Raw genomic sequence first — 15945 nt, 5'->3', positions numbered from 1 at the left:
GTCACCGCATCCGCTCGTTCTCGGGGTCGAACAGCGCCGTGCTGTCGACCGATCCGACGGTCACCGGGTAGAGCTCCTCCATGTAGGAGACGGCCAGCTCGTTCCCGACCGTGGCGTGCTCCGGCGGCAGGTAGGCCATCAGCACGTGCTTGCCCAGGCTGGGCGCCGACCCGGCCGACGTCACATAGGGCCGGTGGCCGTGACCGTCGGTGATGGGCTCCCCGTCGCGGGTCATGATCGGCTCCCCGCCGAGCATGTAGCGCTTCACGCCCGAGGCGGACGTGTGGTCGTCGACCGTCATCGTGCACAGCACCGTCGCGGGGCCGCCGTTCTCCAGGGCCTCGCGGGCGGCGACGTAGGCCTCCTTGCCGACGAAGTCGGCGGCCTTCACCTTCGGCCGCTGCATCCCCGCCTCGACCACGCTGCGCTCGGCGTCCAGCTCGGCGCCGAAGGCGCGGTAGCCCTTCTCGATCCGGCCGGTCGTGCCATAGACGCCGATCCCGACAGGTACGGCGCCGTGCTCGCGGCCCGCGGTCAGCAGGGCCTCCCACAGGGCGGCCGCGTGCGCCATCGGCACGTAGAGCTCCCAGCCGAGATCGCCGACGTAGGAGATCCGCGACGCGAGGACCGGCGAGTCGACGCCCTTGACCGTGATCTCCCGGCAGGTGAGCATCCCGAAGCCGTCGCCGCTCACGTCGTCGGCGGTCAGCGAGGCGAGGATGTCGCGGGCCTTCGGGCCCCACAGGCCGATCGTGGAGAGCTCGTCGGTGCGGTCGGTGAGGGTGGCGTCGGGCGCCAGGTGGTCGCGGAACCACTTGCGGTCGGCCATCCCGTGCGCGCCGCCGGTGACGACCCGGAACTCCTCCTCGCCCAGCCGCATCACGGTGAGGTCGGACTTGAAGCCGCCGCGGTCGTCGAGGACGGGGGTGTAGATCACCTTCCCGACCGGCACGTCGCACTGCGCCAGGCAGGTCTGCTGCACCGAGGCGAGCGCCCCCGGGCCGCTGATGTCGAAGATGCAGAACGCGGAGAGGTCGATGACCCCGGCGTTCTCGCGCATCGCGAGGTGCTCGGCGTTGATCACCGGGCTCCACCAGCGGGCGTCCCACTCGTGCTCGCGCGGCATCACGGCGTCGCCGTACTTCTCCACCAGGCCGGCGTTGGACTCGTACCAGAACGGCCGCTCCCAGCCGACGGTCTCGTAGAAGACGGCACCCAGCGACTCCTGGGAGTCATACATCGGCGACTTCCGCAGGCCGCGGTCCGAGGCGTACTGCTCGGCGGGGTGGACGATGCCGTAGGTCTTGTTGAACGACTCGTCGGCCCGCGCCTTCACGTGCGCCCGGTCGCCCTCGTGGGCGTGGAAGCGGGCGATGTCGGAGTGCGAGACGTCGATGTCGGACCAGCCGCGGACCATCCACTCCGCGACCGCGCGACCGGTGCCGGGGCCCTCCTTGATCCAGATCGCCGCGGCGACCCAGAGGCCGCGCACGTCGGACTCGCCGAGGATCGGCATGCCGTCCGCGGTGAGCGAGAGCAGCCCGTTGATGGCGTAGCGGATCTCCGCGCCCTCGGCCCCGAGCAGGTCCGGCATCAGCTCGAAGGCCTGCTCCAGCTGCGGGTCGAAGTCCTCCTCGGTGAAGGGCATCTCGGTCGGGCTGAGCTTGGCCTGCTCGATGGAGGGGATGTCCTCGGGCTCCATCAGGATCGGGCGGTGGGCATACGAGCCGACCTCCATGTCGGCGCCGTGCTGCCGCTCGTAGCAGAAGGTGTCCATGTCGCGCACGATCGGGAAGGTGATCTCACCCTCGGTCTCGACCAGCTGCGGGCAGGGGCCGACGGAGATCATCTGGTGCACCGCGGGGGTGAGCGGGATCTTGATGCCGGCCATGTCGCCGAGCTTGGGGCTCCACACGCCCGAGGCGATGACGACGTACTCCGCCTCGATGTCGCCCTTGTCGGTGCGCACCCGGGTGATCCGCCGATCCTCGCCCTCGCCCTCGACGTCGAGGCCGGTGACCTCCGCGTTGGGTACGACGGTCAGGGCGCCCAGCTCCATCGCCCGCTCGCGCATGATCGTGCCGGCGCGCAGGCTGTCGACGACGCCGACCGTGGGGCACCAGAAGCCGCCGATGAACTGGTCGGTCTCGATGAAGGGCACCTTCTCCTGGACGAAGGCGGGGTCGACCAGCTCGGCCTCGATGCCCCACGCCTTCGCGCTGGACATCCGCCGCCGCAGCTCCTCCATCCGCTCTTCGGTCCGGGCGATCTCGAAGCCGCCGGACCGGGTGAAGACGTCCATCTCCTGGTACTGCCGGACCGAGTCCTGGGTCAGGTCGGTCATCTCCCGGGAGTGGTCCACGGGGAAGATGAAGTTCGACGCGTGACCGGTCGAGCCGCCCGGGTTGGGCAGCGCTCCCTTGTCGATCTGCACGATGTCGCGCCAGCCCAGGTCGGCCAGGTGCCACACCAGGCTGTTGCCGACGATGCCCGCGCCGATCACCACGCACTTGGCGCTGCTCGGAACCTCAGCCATGCCACGTCTCCCTCAGGCCGTTCGTTGCGTATCTTGCAACGTGCTTCACGATACGAAACATCGTCCTCGGGGTGAGTGGGCGCTGTCAAGAGATCAGTCCACCGCCGGTCGAGCCCTTTTCGCCGGTCGAGCCTGTCGAGACCACCGCCACAACGTCATCCGAACTGTGGAAGCGGTTCCCCGGTTCGTATGACGTCCCTGCCGAAGGACGAGGACGGCGCTCCGTGGTCAAGTCCGTTGCGGCCATCCGCGGCCCGACCGAGATCAGGCGGGCACGACCTCGAGGTGGCGGGACCGCGCGACGGCCGCGAGCAGCTCCTGCCCACGGCCGACCCCCACTCCGCCGACCAGCACCTCGGCGAGGTTGATCCCATGCATGAGGAACGGCTCACCGGCCCGCTCACGCAAGAGTCGGGTGGCCGCCGACAACGACGACGGCCGGCCGCACCACGGGGGTGCGACCGGCCGTCGAGGGATCGTGCTGGGCGTCAGCTCCGACGTGTGGTGTCGGTGGACTCCTCGTCGTCGGTGGAGCCGGTGCCGTTGAGCTCGTCCTCGTCGTACTCATGCCCCAGCGCGGCCAGCGCGACCGACTGCTGGGCGATGAGGTCCTGCTCCTGCGCGTGCACCACGGCTCGGCGTACCCGCGCGGGGAGCGTCGACTCGTAGGGCTCCTGGCGCAGCGCCTTCATCAGCGAGACGCACATCGCGATGATCACCAGCATGAACGGGCCGGCGACGATGATCACCAGGGTCTGCAGCGCGAGCAGGCCGACCTGAAGGTCGTCACCACCCGACCACAGCAGCACCGAGGCGACCGCGCCCTGCGCGGCGCCCCAGAAGATGATCAGCCAGCGCTTGGGCTCCTCCTGACCGTTCTGGGAGAGCATGCCCATCACGATCGACGCGGAGTCGGCTCCGGTGATGAAGAAGATCGCCACCAGGAAGACCGCGAGCACCACCGTGACCGAGGCGAGCGGATACTCCCGGAGCACCTCGAAGAAGACGCCCTCGGTGCCGGCGTCGGTGAGGACCTTGCCCAGGTTCATGCCCTTGTTCAGCTGCAGGTCGAAGGCGGACCCGGCCATGATCGAGAACCAGATGAACGAGACCAGGCTCGGCATCAAGATCACGTAGACCACGAACTGCCGGATGCTGCGGCCCTTGGAGATCCGGGCGATGAACATGCCGACGAAGGGGGTCCAGCTGATCCACCAGGCCCAGTAGAAGACGGTCCAGCCGTTGATCCAACTCGCGTCCTCGAAGATGCCCGCGCGGAAGCTCATCGTCGGCAGCTGGGTGAGGTAGCCGCCCAGCGACTCGGTGAAGGTGCCGAGGATGAACACGGTCGGGCCGACCACGAAGAGGAAGAACGCGAGCAGGGCCGCGGCGATCGCGTTGGCGTTGGAGAGGAACTGGATGCCGCGCTCGATGCCGGTGACCGCGGAGACCACGAAGCAGGCGACCAGGATCCAGATGACGATGACCGCCATCACCGCGCCGGAGGTGCCACCGAAGACGTTGTCGATGCCGCCGGTGATCTGCAGGGCGCCGAGGCCGAGCGAGGTGGCGGAGCCGAACAGGGTGGCGAAGATGGCGATGATGTCGATCGCCTTGCCGGGTCCCTCGGAGACCCGGTCGCCCAACAGCGGCCGGAAGGTCGCCGACACCAGGTTGCCGTAGCCCTTGCGGTAGGCGAAGTAGCCGATCGCCAGGCCGATCACGGCATACATCGACCAGGGGTGGAAGCCCCAGTGGAAGAAGGAGTACTCCATCGCCAGCTGCGCGGCCTCGCGGCTGCCCGGCTGGGCCATCCCCATCGGCGGCGTGTTGAGGTGGGTCAGCGGCTCGGCGACGCCCCAGAACATCAGGCCGATGCCCATGCCGGTCGCGAACATCATCGAGACCCAGGAGAAGGTCGAGAACTCCGGCTCGGCGTCGTCGGGGCCGAGCTTGATGTTCCCGTAGCGGCTGATCGCCAGGTAGAAGGAGAACAGCACGAAGCCGGCGCTGGTCAGCACGAACAGCCAGTTGAAGTTCGTGGTGATCCAGCCGAGCATGCTCTGGGTGGTGTCGTACATCGCCTGCGGGCTGATCGCGCCGTAGACGACGAACCCGACCGCCAGCGCGGCGGCGACGCCGAACGTGATCGTGTCCAGCGGCAGTTGCCTGCCACCGTCGTCGGGTCGCTCCGAGAGATTCTCGTCCGGATCTCGGGTCGTCGTGCTCATACCGCACCTCCGTCAGTGGACAGGATTCTGTTGCGCGATGTGCACCCAGGACCCTGCTCGCGCAACAGCGCGTTCACTGAGGATTCACCTCGCGAGGTCGGGCGTCAAGCATGCGCGCCAGGCCGCACTCTAGTGCAGGCCAACCCAACCGAGCCTACGCGACACCTCGGCGGCGGCCTCACGCAGGTGGGCGATGACCTCATCGAGCGCGTCGCCGGACATGCGGTACGTCGACCCGGAGACGCTCATCGAGGCGATCACGTCGCCGTGAGCGGACCGGATGGGCGCGGCCGCGGCGGTGAGCCCGACCTCGAGCTCGTCCACCGCGACGGCGTACCCCTCATCGCGCACCTTCTCCAGCTCCGCGGTGAGCAGGTCGCGGGCGGTGATGGTGAGCTCGGTGTAGGACGGCAGGTCCTCCAGCAGGCTGGCGAGCTCGTCGTCGGGGAGTCCGCTGAGCAGCACCTTGCCGTTGGAGGTCGCGTGCAGCGGGATGTGCTGCCCGACCCAGTTGTGCGACTGCAGGGCCGAGGAGCCGGCGACCTGCTCGACGTACAGCGCGGAGGCGTCGGAGAGGACCGCGATGTTGACCGTCTCGCCGGTGGCCGTGGCGAGCTGGCGGCAGACCGGCCGTGCCTCCTGCACCAGGTCGAGCCGGGCGGTGGTCGCGCCGGCCAGACGCAGGATCCCCATGCCGAGGCGGTACTTCCCCCGCTCCTCGGTCTGCTCGACCAGCCCATGGTCCTCCAGCGTGGTCACCAGCCGGAAGGCGGTGGATTTGTGCACGCCCATCTCCTGGGCCAGCTCGGTGACCCCGAGCTCGCCGGCGCGGGCCAGCCGCTCCAGGATGCCCAGCGCCCGGTCGACCGACTGGACCCCGTTCGTTCCGCGCTCCGCCGTCCCGTTGCTCATGGCGCAACCATAGAAGAGTCCATCGGCGTCCGCACGGCCTCGGGTCCGTCACCGACCGCCCGGGCGGCTCAGCTGAGCAGGGCCAGGTCGCGCCGGATGTAGCGCAGGTGCGCCCACTCCTCCTCCAGGATCACCCGGACGCAGTCGCCCACGGTGGGGCGCCAGTCGCCGAAGCCCCACGGATCCTCGCGCTCCTCGGCGAGCTCCTCCGGGGTGACCGAGGCCAGGAAGTCGGTCACCTGACGCTGCCGCTCCGCGCGGACCGCGAGCACCTCGTCGTACTCCGGAAGCTCCTCGCGGAAGACCGACATGTCGAAGCCCATCCGCTCGGCGCCGGTGAAGACGAGCCCGATCTCGTGGAAGGGCTGCTCGGTGCCCTGGATCGCACCGCCCAGCCAGGCGTCGGTCGCCAGGATCAGGTGCCGCAGGGTCTGGGCCAGGGACCACTCGTCCTCGACGTGGGCGTCCACGAGCTCGGCCGGCGTCGCGGTCACCGTCTCCGCCCAGGCCGCCTGCACCGCCTCCCAGCCTTCGCGCAACCCCTCGGGCGTCTGCGCCTTCTGCAGCTCACGGCCCGGGAACCGCCGGTTCAGCTCGGCCTCCACCAGCGGCACCACGTCGACCCCGTTGACCAGGACACGGCCGAAGAACAGGTCGTGACTGTCGATGTCGAGCCCGTCGACGTCGACGCCGCGCATCGTCACGCCACTGACGTCGGAGAAGCGCACGGTGGCGCCTTTGAGGCTGGTCCGAACGAAGGTCGCGCCTTCGAACTCGTCGGTCTCGGAGTAGGTCGTCATGCCCGGATCCTGACAGCAGCCGGGGACGGATGGCGTCCGCAGAGCCCCGGAGGCACAGCCCTGCCGTGCGGCTTTCAGGCCCCGTGAACAATCGACCACGGCCGGGCCGCATCGGAGCGTCGCTCACGATCCGTCGCACACCGGTCCCGGGTAGGTGGGTAGCCCTCGGGGAGGCGGCGGGTCGTAGTCGGCCCGGTCGGCGGTGAAGATGTGGCCGGCGACCGACAAGCCGGTGGGTTGGTCCACGACGCCCGCCACGACCCCGATCGTGTCCCGCTCGGGTGCGGACCAGAGCAGGGAGGAACCGCACGTGGGGCAGAATCCCCGCGGAGGCTTGCCCGGGGCGGCGTACCACGACACCTCCCCCTCGACCATCAGCCCCGCGCGCGGCACGGCGACGAATGCCGGAGCGGCACCGTGCCAGCGCCGGCAGTCCTCGCAATGACAGACCAACGGCGCGCGCACCTCGCCACTGAGACGGAGTCGCACACCGCCGCAGAGGCAGCCACCGGTCAGCTCCACGGCTCAGCGGAAGACGACGGTCCGGTGGCCGTTGCGCAGCACCCGCGACTCGCTGTGCCAGCGCACGGCACGCGAGAGCACCTGCGCCTCGACGTCGCGGCCGGCGGCGACCAGCTGGTCCTGGGAGTAGGAGTGGTCCACCCGCAGCACGTCCTGCTCGATGATCGGCCCCTCGTCCAGGTCCGCGGTGACGTAGTGCGCGGTCGCGCCGACCAGCTTCACGCCCCGATCGAACGCCTGGTGGTACGGCTTGGCGCCCTTGAAGCTCGGCAGGAACGAGTGGTGGATGTTGATCGCCCGCCCGTCCAGGTCGCGGCACAGTTGGTCGGAGAGCACCTGCATGTAGCGCGCGAGCACCACCAGGTCCACGTCGTGCTCGGCGACCAGCTCGCGCAGCCGGTCCTCCGCGGCCGGCTTGGTCTCCGGCGTCACCGGCAGGTGCTCGAACTCCAGCCCGTAGGACCGCACCAGCGCCTCGGCGTCGCGGTGGTTGGAGACCACGACCGGGATGTCGATCTGCAGTTGCCCGGTCCACCAACGGAAGAGCAGGTCATTGAGGCAGTGCAGGTGCTTGGAGACCATGATCAGGGTGCGGTACGGCGCCCGCGCGTCGAAGATCGTGAACTCCATCCCGTAGCGCTCACCCACCTCGGCGAAGTCCTCGCGCAGCGCCTCGACCCCCTCGTCGCCCTCGGTGGTGAACGCGACGCGCATGAAGAAGTCGCCGGTGTTCGGGTCGCCGAACTGCTGGGACTCGGTGATGTTCCCGGCGTTGCGGACCAGGAAGCCGGAGACCGCGTGCACGATCCCGGGACGGTCCGGGCAGCGCAGGGTCAGCACGTAGTCGTGCGGCACCTCGGGAGCTGGGATGGGGGAGGACATGCCCTCAGTCTCCCAACTCCGCGCGACGGCGTACGACGTACTCCTCCAGCTCGGCGCGCACGGCCTCGTCCATCGGCGGCTCGACGTACTCCTCGAGCCTCTCCCGGTAGATCTTCCCGGCACGCGCCGCGGCGTCCTCGCCGCCGCCGCGCATCCACCGCTCGTAGTTGTCCGAGGAGTTGAGGAACGGCCGGTAGAAGCAGGTCCGGAAGCGCTCCATGGTGTGCATCGCGCCGAGGAAGTGCCCGCCGGCGCCGACCTCCTGGTGCGCGTCGAAGGCCAGCGAGGCCTCGTCGACCTCCAGCGGCGTGAACTCCTGCTGCAGCATCTCCAGCAGCTGCACGTCGGTGATGAACTTCTCATACCCCGCGACCAGGCCGCCCTCCAGCCAGCCGGCGGAGTGCATCACCCAGTTGGCCCCGGCGAGGAAGGTCGGCATCAGCGTCATCAGCGCCTCATAGCCCGCCTGCGCGTCCGGCACCTGCGAGGAGGTCAGACCGCCGCCGGTGCGGAAGGGCAGCCCGAAGTGCCGCGCGATCTGGCCCGTGCACAGCAGCCCGATCCCCGACTCCGGCGTGCCGAAGGTCGGCGAGCCCGACTGCATGTCGATGTTGGACAGGAACGAGCCGAACACCACCGGCGAGCCGGGCCGGATCAGCTGGGAGAGGGTGATCCCGCTCAGCGCCTCGGCGATCTGCTGCACCAGCGCCGCCGGCACGGTCACCGGCGACATCGCGCCCATCAGCAGGAACGGAGTGAGGACGACGGCCTGGTTGGCCGCGGAGTACTCGAACTGCGCCTCCAGCATCCGGTCGTCCCACCGCAGCGGCGAGTTGCAGTTGATCAGCGAGATGGTCGCCGGCGTCTCCTCGATCCGCTGCCGACCGACCTCGGCGCCCTCGCCGGCGCCGAAGAGGATGGAGGACATCGCGATCGTGTCCGCCGCGTTCGTCCCTGACACCACGTTGCCCATGTAGATCTTGTCGGTGAGCGTCTGCAGTGCGTAGGTCATGTCCAGGTGCCGGCTGTCCAGCGGGGTGTCGTTCGGCTCGCAGATCACCCCGCCCGCGGAGTCCAGCACGGCGTAGGACTGGGCGAGCTTGGTGAAGTTGCGGAAGTCCACCATCGTCGCGTCCCGGCGGACCTCCCCCTCGCGCACGAACGGCGGGCCGTAGACCGCGCCGAAGGCCATGCTGTCCCCGCCGATGTGCACCGAGTTCTCCGGGTTGCGCGCCTGCACGTCGAACTCGCGCGGCGCCTTGGCGACCTGCTCGAGCACGAACTCGGGATCGAGGAAGACGGTGTTGCCCTCGATCTTCTGCCCGTGGCTGCGGAACAGCTCGAGCGCACGATCGTCCATGAACTCCACGCCCAGCTCGGTCAGGATCCGCCGCCAGCCGCCGTCGAGGGTGGCCATCGCGTCGGCGGAGAGGATCTCGTAGCGGGGCATCTGGTTGCGGAACACGACAAACCTCCTGGGGACGGGTCCTTGACCCGGGACTGTGCTCTACCTCACGATGTGGGGAACGGTTCCACATCATGGAACTCCCGTCCACCCCCGGAGGTCATGTGTCCACCCCGACAGCCGAGCGCCCTGCCAGCGCCGCCGCCAACGCCCCCGCCCCCGGCGGGACCCAGGCGGTGGACCGCGCCTCGGCGATCGTGGCGCTGGTGGTCGAGTCGGAGGAGCCGTTGACCTCCACCGGGATCGCCGGCGAGCTGGGCCTGGCCAAGTCCACGGCCAGCCGGCTGCTCGCGGCGCTGGAGGCGGGACGGCTGATCGAGAGCACCGACCTCGGCTACGTCGCCGGGCCGCTGTTCTGGCTCTACGCCGCCCGGCACGATCCGTGGGAGGAGACCGCGCGGCTGGCCCGTCCGGTGATGGAGCGGGTGGCCGCCACCACGCGCGAGACGGTGCACCTGGGCGTCGTACGCAACGGCCAGATGGTGCACGTCGCGCAGGTCGACACCGACTACCTCCTCGGGGCGCAGGACTGGACGCAGCGCGACGTCGCGCCGCACGCCAGCGCGATCGGCAAGGTGCTGATCGCGCACGACGCCCTCCCCCGGCCTGCCGAGGGGCTCACCGAGCTCACCTCGCAGACCGTCACCCTGCCGGTGACCCTCGACCGGCAGATCGCAGCCATCCGCGAGCGCGGCTACGCCAGCGCCGTGGACGAGCTGGAGGTCGGACTCACCGCCGTGGCCGCCCCGGTCACCGGCATGGGGTCCACCGTGTTCGGCGCGCTGGGGGTCAGCGGACCCACCAGCCGCATCGGCGACCGGATCGACGAGATCGGCCGCCACCTCATCGACCAGGCTGCGGAGCTCAGCGCCGTGCTCCGCCGTCGCACGAGCAAGAGGGAGGGCGCAGCATGACACCCGAGGAGATCCTGCAGGGCCTCTACGACGAGACCCTCGTGGGCAACGGACCCCGTGTCCTGGAGCTGACCGAGGAGGCGCTCGGCATGAGCATGCCTCCGCAGACACTGCTCTTCGACGCACTCATCCCGAGCCTGGAGGAGGTCGGCGCACGCTTCGAGCGCGGCGACTTCTTCGTGCCCGAGATGCTGATCGCGGGCCGCGCCATGGCCGGCGCGATGGAGGTGCTCCGGCCGCTGCTGGCCGATACCGGCGTCGAGACCGTCGGCAAGTTCTTGATGGGCACGGTCAAGGGCGATGTCCACGACATCGGCAAGAACCTGGTCAACATCATGTTGGAGGGCGCCGGCTTCGAGGTGATCGACCTCGGCGTCCAGGTGGCGCCGGAGAAGTTCGTCGCCGCGATCGACGAGCACCAGCCCGACATCGTCGGCTTCTCCGCGTTCCTGACCACGACCATGCCGATGTTCAAGGCGAACATCAACGCGCTGGAGAAGGCCGGGATGCGCGACGACGTGATCGTCATGGTCGGCGGTGCGCCGGTGACCCAGGAGTACGCCGACGCCGTGGGCGCCGACGGCTACGCGGCCGACGCGTCCGCGTGTGTGAAGCGGGCCAAGGCGCTGCTGGACGAGAAGCGGACGAAGGTGCCCGCATGAGCGCCGCGACTAGTTCGGTGGTCGAGCCTGTCGAGACCCAGGAGACCACGATCCGCTCGGCCACCCGCGAGGTGGTGATCGGCCACGACCGCCCGTTCTGCATCATCGGCGAGCGGATCAACCCGACCGGCCGGCGGATCTTCCAGGAGGCGCTGCGCGCCGGCGACATGTCCGCCATCGAGCGCGACGTCAAGGCGCAGGTCGAGGGCGGCGCCGACGTACTCGACTGCAACATGGGCGTCCCGCTGATGGACGAGGCGGACCTGCTCGCCAAGGCGATCACGATGATCCAGGGGCTCACCGACCTGCCGATCTGCATCGACTCCTCGGTGGTGGAGGCGCTGGACGCGGGGCTCTCGGCCTACCAGGGCCGGGCGCTGGTCAACTCCATCACCGCCGAGGACGAGCGGATGGAGCAGATCCTCCCGCTGGTGAAGAAGTACGACGCCGCGGTGATCGCCCTGCCCAACGACGAGGACGAGATCCCGATGGAGCCGGAGAAGCGGCTCGAGCTGGTGGAGAAGATCGTCCGGGTCGCGACGCAGGAGTACGGCATCGCGCTCAACGACATCGTCATCGACCCCCTCGCCATGCCGATCGGGGCGGACACCGCGACCGCGGTCGCCACGATGGAGACGATGCGCGGCATCCGGGAGCGCTGGGGGCTCAACATGACCTGCGGCGCCTCCAACGTCTCCTTCGGGATGCCCTCGCGGCACGCGCTGAACGCCACGTTCCTGCCGATGGCCATGACCGCCGGGCTCACCTCGGCGATCATGGATGCCCGCACCCCGCAGGTGGTCGAGGCGGTCAAGGCCGCCGACCTGCTGCTGGGCCACGACGACTGGGGCATGGCCTGGATCAGCCGGCACCGCGCGTCGACCGCGGCCGCCGCCCAGGCCTGAGCGCACCACCCACGGGAGGGAGGGCCCCGTGACCGAGCTGCATCGCGAAGGGCTGCTGACACCACGGGAGGCGATCGACCCCGTCCACGACGGGACCGGTCGGGTGGAGGTGCGGCTGCGCACCTCCGACGGCACGGAGCGGGCGGTGCGCGTGCCGCCCGGGGTGAGTGTCTTCGACGCCGCGTCGTGGAACGGCGTGGCGATCGACAGCACGTGCGGGGGCCACGGCACCTGTCGCAAGTGCAAGGTGCAGGTGGCCCAGACCGCCCCGGTCACCTCGCACGACCGGCGTACCTTCTCCGAGGGCGAGATCGAGGAGGGCTGGCGGCTCGCGTGCCTGGTCAAGGCCACCGCGGACCTGCAGGTCGAGGTGCCGCCGTTGACCACCCGGCCGAAGGCGGCCACGGTCGGCGTCGGGCGGCAGGTGATCCTGCGGCCGGCGGTGCAGAAGCGGTACGTCGAGCTCGACGAGCCCAGCCTGTCCGACCAGACCACCGACGTGGAGCGGCTGCGCGCGGCGCTGATCGATCTCGACTTCACCTGCGGGCTGGCGGTGCTGCGGCGGCTGCCCAAGGTGCTGCGCGAGGCCGACTTCAAGGTGACCGCGGTGGTCGCCGACGAGCAGCTGATCGACATCGAGCCGGGCGACACCACGGGCGTGCGCTACGGCCTCGCCTTCGACCTCGGCACCACGACGGTGGTCGCGACACTGCTGGACCTGGAGACCGGCACCCCGGCCGCGGTCGCCTCGACACTGAACCGGCAGCAGCCGTTCGGCGGCGACGTGATCACCCGCATCTCCGCGACCATGCTGGACGGCGAGGCGCTCTCGCGGCTGCAGTCCGCGGCGGGCTCCACGCTTGCCGAACTGGCCGACGAGGTCTGCCAGGAGGCGGGCGTCGACCCGGCGCACGTCTACGAGGTCGCGCTCGCCGGGAACGCCACGATGACCGCGCTGGTGCTGGGGATCGACCCGGAGCCGCTCGGCGTCGCGCCGTTCGTGATGTCGACCGCCGCCTTCCCCGGAGTCGCCGCCGCGGACCTCGGGCTGAAGGTGCACCCGCGTGCGCCGGCGTACGTCTTCCCCTCGCTGGGCGCCTATGTCGGCGGCGACATCGTGGCCGGGATGCTGGCCTCGGGGCTGGACCGCGACAAGCGGCTGCGGCTGTTCGTCGACGTCGGCACCAACTGCGAGATCGTGCTCTCCGACGGGCACCGGATCGTCTCCACTGCGGCGCCGGCCGGGCCGGCCTTCGAGGGCGGCGCGATCCGGTGCGGCATGCGGGCCGCGGACGGGGCGATCGAGACGATCGCGCTGCACCCCGACGGGCCGCCCGCCGAGGGTGCGCCGGTCGTGGAGCTCGGCGTCATCGGGTCCACCGACGAGGCGCCGCTGACGCCGCGGGGACTGTGCGGCTCCGGGCTGGTCGACGCGGTGGCGGAGCTGGTCCGGGTCGGGCTGCTGGACTCCACCGGCCGGTTCGTCCCCGACGCCGACGTCGCCTCAATCGCGCCCGCGCTGGCCGACCGGATGGGCCGGATCGGCGAGGAGCGGGTCTTCGTGCTCGCGGGCTCGCTCCCCGACGCGGTGGTGCTCTCCCAGCGTGACGTGCGGGAGCTCCAGTTCGCCAAGGCCGCGATCTCCACCGGCTGGTCGCTGCTGCTGGACGAGATGGGCGTCGCGCCCTCCGACGTGCAGCAGGTGCTCCTGGCGGGGTCGTTCGGCTCCTACCTGTCCCCCGCCGCGGCGGTGCGGATCGGGCTGGTGCCCTCGCTGCCGGTGCTGCGGATCGTCTCCGCCGGGAACGTCGCCGGGGAGGGGGCGAAGATGGCGCTGCTCTCGGTGCAGGAGCGCAACGGCGCCGCCGCGCTCACCGAGGAGGTGACCTATGTCGAGCTCTCCGACCGCGCCGACTTCAACGACCGCTTCGTCGAGCAGCTCGCGTTCTGAGCGGGTCGCCCTCATCGCGTGCGGCGCGCTGGCGCAGCCGGCCGCCTCCCTGGCCGCGCGCCGGGGGTGGCCGCTGGACGTGCACCCCCTGCCGCCGCTGCTGCACAACCAGCCCGCCCGGATCGCGCCCGCGGTGCGCGAGCTCGCCGGGTCGCTGGGTGCGACGTACTCCTCGATCGTGGTGGGGTATGCCGACTGCGGCACCTACGGCGCGCTCGACGCGGTGTGCGAGGAGCTGGGGATCGCGCGGCTGCCGGGGCTGCACTGCTACGACGTGTACGGCGGCGCCGAGCGGCTGGAGCGGGTCTTCGCCGAGCAGCCGGGGACCTACGTGCTCACCGACTTCCTGGTGCGCTCCTTCGAGCGGACCGTGGTGCGCGAGCTCGGGCTGGACCGCTATCCCGAGCTGCGCGAGGACTACTTCGGCTCCTACACCCGGGCGGTGTGGCTGGCCCAGGAGCCGGACGACCCGGAGCTGGCCGCCCTCGCGGCCGCAGCTGCCGAGCGGATCGGACTGCCGCTCACGATCGTGCCCACCGGCCACGACGGGCTGGAGCGTGCGCTGGCGCCTCTCGTCGCGGGTTGAGTGCGCGGAGCGTCGTACTCCCCACGGGGCCGCGCACTCGACCTCAGAGCCGGGAGAGCAGGTCGGCCCGCCAGGCGGCGGTCTCCTCCACCTGGTTGAACGTGTAGACGTGCAGGCCCTCGACCCGCGCCTCGGGCTCGCCGAGGGTGGGCGCGCACTGCTCGAGGAAGCGCTCGCCGGTGAAGCCGCCCGGGGTGACCAGGCGCGTCATCACGCCCTTCTGCTTGGCCAGGAAGCGGGTGGAGTCGCCCACGCCGATCCGGGTCGCCATGGTGAGCAGCTTGGTCACCTCGACCGGGCCGGGAATGCCGAGCAGCAGCGGCAGCTCGATCCCGCGCAGCCGCATCCGGTGGATCCAGTTCGCGATCACGTCGGGGTCGAAGGTGAGGTTGGAGACGACGTGGGTGGCGTACTTGCGTTTGTCCCACATCGACTGCACGGCGATGTCGTCGTGGATCGTGGGGTGCGACTCGGGGTAGCCCGCAACGCCGACCCGCTGGAACGGGTTGCCCATCTCGGCCAGGTCCTGCAGCAGGCCGAGCGCGTCGGCGTACCCCTCGCCGGGGGCCGCGTCGCCGCCGGGCACGAAGACCGTGGTGACGCCGACCTCGGTGAGGCGGGGCACGATCTTCTCCAGGTGCGTGCGGCCCTCGACCATCCGGGCGGCCAGGTGCGGGACCACGTCGTAACCCTGCCGCGCCAGGCTCTCGCTGAGCGCGATCGTCTCCTCCAGGCCCTTGCTGGGCGAGGCGGTGACGGTGATCGTCACGTCGTGCGGGACGTGGGTGACCACCTTCTCCTCGATCGTCGGGGTGGGCAGCACCTCGAAGCGGGCGTGGCGGAGCAGCCGGTCGACCGTGGGCCGGTCCTGGGCGCGGAGCTTGTTGCGCATGGTGAACCTGATTTCGTGATACGCACCGTCGAGACGAGCGTACGACGTCCTGGAGGGCCGCGGGAACCCCCTCGCGGCCTCGATTTCCCGGCCTTCTCCGGTTCAGTCGGCGAGCACCCGCGACGTCAGCCAGGCGATGTCGTCGGCGGTGTCCTCCGGCGTGCGCGTGGGGTGCATGACGTGGGAGAGCACCAATCGGACCACCATGTCCAGGGCCGCGTCGAGCCGGCGCCCGGTGAGGCGTACGTCGTACCCCGGCAGCCGCTGCGCGATCACCCCCGTCGCCGTCTCGACCAGGGCGTCCGAGCGGGTGGTCAGCAGGGGCAGCAGCTCGGTCTCGGCGCCGTGGGAGGCGGTGACGATCGCCTGGAGCAGCGCGTTCTCCCGGGCCAGGGTGAGCACGCCGTACGCCGCATCGCGGATCGCCGCGACCAGGTCGTCGGGGTGCTCGTCGAAGGCCGCGTCGACGAGCTCGAGGAAGCGGCCGAGCTCGGCGAGCACCATCGCCTCGGCCAGCGCGGGCTTGGAGCCGATCTCGTTGTAGACGGTCTGCCGGCTCACCCCGACCCGCTCGGCGAGCTTGCCCATGGTGACCGCCGACCAGCCGGTCTCCGCGGTCAGCTCCGCCGCCGCCGCGATCACCCGCCCCCGCATGCTCCCCTCCCGCACACCCTCACCCTAGTTCGC

General features: G+C 70.5%; 14 protein-coding genes. 5 read left to right on the top strand and 9 right to left on the bottom strand.

Going from position 1 to position 15945, the window contains the following annotated elements:
- Window position 1 precedes the first annotated feature (1 nt).
- The 7 genes from K8W59_RS00330 to K8W59_RS00300 form a co-directional block, all read right to left on the bottom strand.
- The gene (locus tag K8W59_RS00330; protein ID WP_223396797.1) at window positions 2-2536 is read right to left on the bottom strand and encodes a GcvT family protein; all 2535 of its coding nucleotides are present in this window, start codon (window positions 2534-2536) and stop codon (window positions 2-4) included.
- Window positions 2537-3024: 488 nt separating this feature from the next.
- On the bottom strand, window positions 3025-4767 hold the full coding sequence (locus K8W59_RS00325) for a BCCT family transporter (protein WP_223396796.1): 1743 nt from the start codon (window positions 4765-4767) through the stop codon (window positions 3025-3027).
- A 129-nt stretch (window positions 4768-4896) separates the two neighbouring features.
- A complete protein-coding gene (locus K8W59_RS00320) occupies window positions 4897-5679 on the bottom strand; it encodes an IclR family transcriptional regulator (protein WP_223396795.1) in 783 nt (260 codons plus the stop codon).
- Between the two features lie 68 nt (window positions 5680-5747).
- The gene (locus K8W59_RS00315; RefSeq protein WP_223396794.1) at window positions 5748-6479 is read right to left on the bottom strand and encodes a DinB family protein; all 732 of its coding nucleotides are present in this window, start codon (window positions 6477-6479) and stop codon (window positions 5748-5750) included.
- A gap of 123 nt (window positions 6480-6602) precedes the next feature.
- Entirely contained in the window at window positions 6603-7001 is a 399-nt protein-coding gene (locus K8W59_RS00310; protein ID WP_449866979.1) for a GFA family protein, read from the bottom strand.
- 3 nt (window positions 7002-7004) lie between these two features.
- Window positions 7005-7883 carry a formyltetrahydrofolate deformylase gene (gene purU, locus K8W59_RS00305; RefSeq protein WP_223396792.1) on the bottom strand — a complete coding sequence of 293 codons (879 nt, stop codon included), beginning with the start codon at window positions 7881-7883 and terminating at the stop codon, window positions 7005-7007.
- 4 nt (window positions 7884-7887) lie between these two features.
- Window positions 7888-9348, bottom strand: coding sequence for a trimethylamine methyltransferase family protein (locus K8W59_RS00300; protein ID WP_223396791.1), 1461 nt, complete (start codon window positions 9346-9348; stop codon window positions 7888-7890).
- A gap of 104 nt (window positions 9349-9452) precedes the next feature.
- On the opposite strand from K8W59_RS00300, the gene K8W59_RS00295 reads away from it, so the two are divergent.
- Genes K8W59_RS00295 through K8W59_RS00275 form a run of 5 tightly spaced genes read left to right on the top strand, consistent with a single transcriptional unit; the run spans window position 9453 to window position 14366 of the window.
- Complete coding sequence (locus K8W59_RS00295) at window positions 9453-10262, top strand: IclR family transcriptional regulator (RefSeq protein WP_223396790.1); 810 nt, start codon at window positions 9453-9455, stop codon at window positions 10260-10262.
- The gene (locus K8W59_RS00290) at window positions 10259-10924 is read left to right on the top strand and encodes a corrinoid protein (protein ID WP_223396789.1); all 666 of its coding nucleotides are present in this window, start codon (window positions 10259-10261) and stop codon (window positions 10922-10924) included. Before K8W59_RS00295 ends, K8W59_RS00290 begins: the two co-directional genes overlap by 4 nt.
- Window positions 10921-11829: a dihydropteroate synthase gene (locus K8W59_RS00285; protein WP_223396788.1), complete on the top strand. Its 909-nt coding sequence runs from the start codon at window positions 10921-10923 to the stop codon at window positions 11827-11829. Before K8W59_RS00290 ends, K8W59_RS00285 begins: the two co-directional genes overlap by 4 nt.
- 28 nt (window positions 11830-11857) lie before the next feature.
- Window positions 11858-13780 (top strand): ASKHA domain-containing protein, encoded by a 1923-nt coding sequence (locus tag K8W59_RS00280; protein WP_223396787.1) that lies wholly within the window; start codon window positions 11858-11860, stop codon window positions 13778-13780.
- Window positions 13719-14366, top strand: a complete 648-nt coding sequence (locus tag K8W59_RS00275) for a DUF1638 domain-containing protein (RefSeq protein WP_223396786.1) — start codon at window positions 13719-13721, stop codon at window positions 14364-14366. Before K8W59_RS00280 ends, K8W59_RS00275 begins: the two co-directional genes overlap by 62 nt.
- A 43-nt stretch (window positions 14367-14409) precedes the next feature.
- Here the strand turns inward: K8W59_RS00275 and K8W59_RS00270 are convergent, their stop codons facing one another.
- Complete coding sequence (locus tag K8W59_RS00270; RefSeq protein ID WP_223396785.1) at window positions 14410-15258, bottom strand: methylenetetrahydrofolate reductase; 849 nt, start codon at window positions 15256-15258, stop codon at window positions 14410-14412.
- 102 nt (window positions 15259-15360) lie between these two features.
- Window positions 15361-15927, bottom strand: coding sequence for a TetR family transcriptional regulator (locus K8W59_RS00265; RefSeq protein ID WP_223396784.1), 567 nt, complete (start codon window positions 15925-15927; stop codon window positions 15361-15363).
- Window positions 15928-15945: the final 18 nt, after the last annotated feature.

The organism is Nocardioides rotundus (assembly GCF_019931675.1).
Classification (GTDB): domain Bacteria; phylum Actinomycetota; class Actinomycetes; order Propionibacteriales; family Nocardioidaceae; genus Nocardioides; species Nocardioides rotundus.
Note: the sequence above shows the minus strand (reverse complement) of the source record. Positions and strands in the feature narration are given on the sequence as shown.

Bases quoted from the DNA above. Each gene is read 5' to 3' on its own strand.
- K8W59_RS00330 (WP_223396797.1), bottom strand. From the start codon at position 2,536: ATGGCTGAGGTTCCGAGCAGCGCCAAGTGCGTGGTGATCGGCGCGGGC.
- K8W59_RS00325 (WP_223396796.1), bottom strand. From the start codon at position 4,767: ATGAGCACGACGACCCGAGATCCGGACGAGAATCTCTCGGAGCGACCC.
- K8W59_RS00320 (WP_223396795.1), bottom strand. From the start codon at position 5,679: ATGAGCAACGGGACGGCGGAGCGCGGAACGAACGGGGTCCAGTCGGTC.
- K8W59_RS00315 (WP_223396794.1), bottom strand. From the start codon at position 6,479: ATGACGACCTACTCCGAGACCGACGAGTTCGAAGGCGCGACCTTCGTT.
- purU (WP_223396792.1), bottom strand. From the start codon at position 7,883: ATGTCCTCCCCCATCCCAGCTCCCGAGGTGCCGCACGACTACGTGCTG.
- K8W59_RS00290 (WP_223396789.1), top strand. From the start codon at position 10,259: ATGACACCCGAGGAGATCCTGCAGGGCCTCTACGACGAGACCCTCGTG.
- K8W59_RS00285 (WP_223396788.1), top strand. From the start codon at position 10,921: ATGAGCGCCGCGACTAGTTCGGTGGTCGAGCCTGTCGAGACCCAGGAG.
- K8W59_RS00275 (WP_223396786.1), top strand. From the start codon at position 13,719: ATGTCGAGCTCTCCGACCGCGCCGACTTCAACGACCGCTTCGTCGAGC.
- K8W59_RS00270 (WP_223396785.1), bottom strand. From the start codon at position 15,258: ATGCGCAACAAGCTCCGCGCCCAGGACCGGCCCACGGTCGACCGGCTG.